The following is a 4,523-nucleotide window of genomic DNA, read 5'->3' as shown; positions in this document are numbered from 1 at the left end:
CGCGCCCGAGAGGGATCGAACCTCTGACCTCTTGCTCCGGAGGCAAGCGCTCTATCCGCTGAGCTACGGGCGCGTCGGGCCGCGTTGTTAGCGCCCCTTGTCGGGAAGGGCAAGCCTGCTCGCAGCGAGCGGCTGGTGGCTGGCGAAGCACGGCGGGGATGCGCCGGCCGGGTCCCGCGGCTAGGATGGCGCCCTGTCCGCCTCCAGATCGATCCCGGGCCAGCATGACCATTCAGCGTACCATCTCCCCAGTCGACCAGTCCGTCTATGTCGAGCGGCCGCTCGCGGACGGCGCCGCGATCCAGGCGACCCTGGACCGGGCGCGTGCTGCCCAGGCGGCCTGGCGACAGGTCCCGCTGGTGGAGCGGATCGCGGTGGTCGGGCGGTTCATCGACGCGGTGCTGGCGCACAAGCCCGAGATCGCGGAAGAGATCACGTGGCAGATGGGTCGGCCGATCGCCCAGTCGCCGGGCGAGCTCGGCGGCTTTGCCGAGCGGGCGCGCTACATGATGGATGTCGCGCCCGAGGCGCTGGCCGACCTTCGCTTCGACGACAAGCCGGGCTTCACCCGCTTCATCCGCAAGCTGCCGGTGGGCGTGGTGTTCGTGATCGCCCCCTGGAACTACCCCTACCTCACCGCGGTCAACGCGGTGGTGCCCTCGATCCTGGCCGGCAACGCCGTGATCCTGAAGCACAGCGCGCAGACGCCGCTCACCGCGGAGCGGTTCGCGCAGGCGTTCAAGGAGGCCGGCCTGCCCGAGGGCGTCTTCCAGTACCTGCATACCGGCCATGCCGACGCGCTGGGCATCATCCGCGCCGGCCAAGTCAACCATGTCAGCTTCACGGGCTCGGTGGCCGGCGGGCACGAGATCGCACGGGCGGCGGGCGAGACCTTCATCTCCACGACGCTGGAGCTGGGCGGCAAGGATCCGGGCTATGTCCGCCCGGATGCGGACATCCGGCACGCGGTCGAGAATCTGGGCGACGGCGCCTTCTTCAACTCCGGCCAGTGCTGCTGCGGCATTGAGCGGCTCTATGTGCACGAGGCCGTCTATGACGCCTTCATCGACGGGCTGGTCAGCTTCGCCGCCGGCTACCGCCTGGGCAATCCGACCTTACCCGAGGTGAATATCGGGCCGATGGCCAAGGCCCGCTCCGCCGACTTCGTCCGCGACCAGGTCGCCGATGCGGTCGCCAAGGGTGCCCGCGCCCTGGTCGATGCCAAGTCGTTCCCGATGGACGAGCGGGGCTCCGCTTACATCGCGCCGCAGGTCCTGGCCGGGGTCGACCACAACATGAGCGTGATGCGCGACGAGAGCTTCGGCCCGGTGGTGGGCGTGATGAAGGTCAAGAGCGACGAGGAGGCGATCGCGCTGATGAACGACAGCCCCTACGGGCTCACCGCGGCGATCTGGACCTCGGACCCGGAGGCGGCCGAGCGGATCGGCGACCGGATCGAGACCGGCACCGTGTTCATGAACCGCTGCGACTATCTGGACCCGGCGCTGGCCTGGACCGGCGTCAAGGACACCGGCCGCGGCGTGTCCCTGTCCAGGCTGGCCTACGACCATCTGACCCGGCCGAAGTCGTTCCACCTGCGCACCCGGATCTGAGGGGGCGGGCGAACGGTCCGCCATGATGCGGGGCATCCAGGACCCAACCCGACTGGTGCCCCTCGCCTTCCTGGTGGTGGTGCTGGTCGGCACCCTGCTCCTGATGCTGCCGGTGGCCCGGGCCGGCCCCGGCGGTGCGCCCCTGCTCACCGCCCTGTTCACCGCCACCTCGGCCGCCTGCGTGACCGGGCTGATCGTGGTCGACACCGGCAGCTACTGGTCGCCGTTCGGCCAGGTCGTGATCCTGCTCCTGTTCCAGCTGGGCGGGTTCGGCATCATGACCTCCGCCACGCTGCTGGGCATGCTGATCTCGCGGCGGATGCGGTTTCGCAGCCGGCTGATCGCCCAGGCCGAGACCCGCAGCCTGGCGCTGGGCGATGTCACCGGCATCCTGCGGCTGATCCTGCGGGCGACGCTGGTGGTCGAGGCGGTGACTGCCTTGGTCCTGATCCTCCACCTGCACCTCAACCATGGCGAACCATGGGGCGAGGCTGCCTGGCACGGCCTGTTCCACACGGTCTCGGCCTTCAACAATGCCGGCTTCTCGACCTATCAGGACAGCCTGATGAGTTTCGTCGGCGACCCGGTGATGCTCTTGTCGATCATGCTCGCGGCGGTGATCGGCGGGCTGGGCTTCCCGGTCCTGTTCGAGCTGCGCCACGAATTGCGCCAGCCGGCGGGCTGGTCGGTCCATACCAAGATCACGCTGGCCGGCACCGTCACCCTCCTGGTGGGCGGCACGGTGATCATGGCGCTCTATGAATGGGGCAATGCGGCCACGCTCGGCCGGCTGGAGCCGTTCGACCGCCTGGTGAACGCGCTGCTCCTCTCGGTGATGACGCGCAGCACCGGCTTCAACAGCGTCGAGATCGGGATGCTGCAGCCGGAATCGCTGCTGGCGAGCTATGGCCTGATGCTGATCGGCGGTGGCAGCGCCAGCACCGCCGGTGGCATCAAGGTCACCACCTTCGTGCTGCTCTGCCTGATGGCGCGCGCGGAGATCCGTGGCCAAGCCGACACCACCGCCTTCAATCGCCGCATCTCCGCTCATGCCCAGCGCCAGGCGGTGACCGTGGCGCTGTTCGCGGTGCTGGCCGTGGGTATCGGCACGCTTCTGCTGCTCTCGGTGACCGATCTCCGGGTGCGCGACGCGCTGTTCGAGGTGATCTCGGCAGCTGCGACGGTCGGCCTCTCAACCGGGGTGACGGCGGAGCTGTCACCGGCCGGCCAGTTGCTCATCACCGCCCTGATGTTCACCGGCCGGGTCGGCACCGTCACGCTGGCAACCGCCCTGGCCCTGCGCGAGCACAAGGTTCCCTTCCGCTATCCCGAGGAGCGCCCGATCATTGGCTGACCCCATCATTCCCGAAGGCGACGGCGTGGCGGTGATCGGCCTCGGCCGGTTCGGCAGCGCGGTGGCCGAATCCCTGGTCCGACTGGGCCATGACGTGCTGGCGATCGACGCCAATGGCGAACTGGTGCAGCGCTGGGCGGAGCGGCTGACCCATGTGGTGGAGGCCGACTGCACCAGCATCGACGTGCTGCGCCGCCTAGGGGTCCACGAGTTCCATCATGTGGTGGTCGGCATCGGCACCCATATCGAGGCGAGTGTGCTGACCGTGCTGGCGCTCAGCGAACTGGGCGTGGGCGACATCTGGGCCAAGGCGGTCAGCCGCAATCATGGCCGGATCCTGGAGCGGACCGGTGCCCATCACGTGGTCTATCCCGAGGCGGAGATGGGCGAGCGGGTCGCCCATCTGGTGACCGGCAAGATGATCGACTTCATCGAATTCGACGATGGGTTCGCGATCGTGAAGACCCGGGCGCCGCGCGCGCTCATCGGCCGCACCCTGGCCGAAGCCGGGGTGCGCCAGAAATACGGGATCACCGTGGTCGGGGTGAAGCGGCCGCGCGAGGACTTCACCTATGCGCGCCCGGAGACGGTGGTCGAGCGCGGCGACCTCCTGATCGTGTCGGGCCCCACCCGGAAGACCGAGGCCTTCGCAGCACTGACCTGAATGGGCTTCAGGCCTTGGCAGCGCGGATCTGCTCCAGCCGCCGGCCGAGCTCGCTCCACGCCATTGGCTTCAGGATCCAGCCGAGCGGCTGGGCCGCCTCGGCGCGGGCTCGGGTTTCCGGATCGCCGTAGGCGGTGACGAAGACGGAACGGATTCCGTAGCGCTGCAGGATCTCGACCGCGGCGCTCACCCCGTCCAGCCGCCCCTGGAGCCGGATGTCCATCAGCACCATTGCCGGCCGCTCGCTGCCGCACAGCCGCACCGCCTGATCGGCACTCATGGCGAGACCCACCACCTCGTAGCCCGCCTCCGACAGGGCGGCTTCGATCTCGATCGCCACGAGCCAGTTGTCCTCGACGATCAGCACGCGCCGGTCTTCGTTGGCGTGGCCGGCGCCCTGTTCCGGCCTGCTTGCGGCCACGGTCCCTCCTTCGTTCATCAACGAGATCCGCACCACCAGCCGCCGTTGCTGCACCCATCGGCCGCAACCTGTCCCGGCGGCAGATGCAGTCACACGTCGCGAGGCGAATGATGGCACTCGTCTTCAGCCGGCAAAGGATTTCTCCAGTGCCAGGGCCGTTCAAATCGCCGGATCACTATTGACCAACTGCCCAGCAAAATCATCATCCCAAATGCGACTTTTGTACGTAGGATCGGACCATTACCGGCAAACTGCCACTGAAAAGTACGGCCGGTGTCCTGTGGGACCCGGTCGGGGCCATCCTGTCCGCAGTACAGGAGCAGCGCGCTTGCTCTCCTTCGAGGCGAGCCTATCCTCCCACAGGACGTTCAGGGAGAGCCCCATGTGCCGGATCTACAGCGCCACCGACGCGAAGCTGTACGAGCAGGTCACCCGGTCGGTTCGGCTTCACGGTGCCGTGACCAGCATCCG

At 68.2% G+C, this 4,523-nt stretch carries 4 protein-coding genes and 1 tRNA gene; 3 read left to right on the top strand and 2 right to left on the bottom strand.

Annotation, left to right across the window (positions count from 1 at the left end):
• Positions 1-73, bottom strand: a tRNA-Arg gene (locus VNS22_RS11160).
• A gap of 151 nt (positions 74-224) precedes the next feature.
• On the opposite strand from VNS22_RS11160, the gene VNS22_RS11155 reads away from it, so the two are divergent.
• Genes VNS22_RS11155 through VNS22_RS11145 form a run of 3 tightly spaced genes read left to right on the top strand, consistent with a single transcriptional unit; the run spans position 225 to position 3,631 of the window.
• Complete coding sequence (locus VNS22_RS11155) at positions 225-1,613, top strand: aldehyde dehydrogenase family protein (protein ID WP_325732383.1); 1,389 nt, start codon at positions 225-227, stop codon at positions 1,611-1,613.
• Between the two features lie 22 nt (positions 1,614-1,635).
• Positions 1,636-2,967, top strand: a complete 1,332-nt coding sequence (locus tag VNS22_RS11150) for a TrkH family potassium uptake protein (protein ID WP_325732382.1) — start codon at positions 1,636-1,638, stop codon at positions 2,965-2,967.
• Positions 2,960-3,631, top strand: coding sequence for a TrkA family potassium uptake protein (locus VNS22_RS11145; protein WP_325732381.1), 672 nt, complete (start codon positions 2,960-2,962; stop codon positions 3,629-3,631). The genes VNS22_RS11150 and VNS22_RS11145 overlap by 8 nt, the downstream gene beginning before the upstream one ends.
• A gap of 7 nt (positions 3,632-3,638) precedes the next feature.
• Here the strand turns inward: VNS22_RS11145 and VNS22_RS11140 are convergent, their stop codons facing one another.
• Positions 3,639-4,052, bottom strand: coding sequence for a response regulator (locus tag VNS22_RS11140; protein WP_325732379.1), 414 nt, complete (start codon positions 4,050-4,052; stop codon positions 3,639-3,641).
• Positions 4,053-4,523: the final 471 nt, after the last annotated feature.

The organism is Geminicoccus sp. (assembly GCF_035556675.1).
Classification (GTDB): domain Bacteria; phylum Pseudomonadota; class Alphaproteobacteria; order Geminicoccales; family Geminicoccaceae; genus Geminicoccus.
Note: the sequence above shows the minus strand (reverse complement) of the source record. Positions and strands in the feature narration are given on the sequence as shown.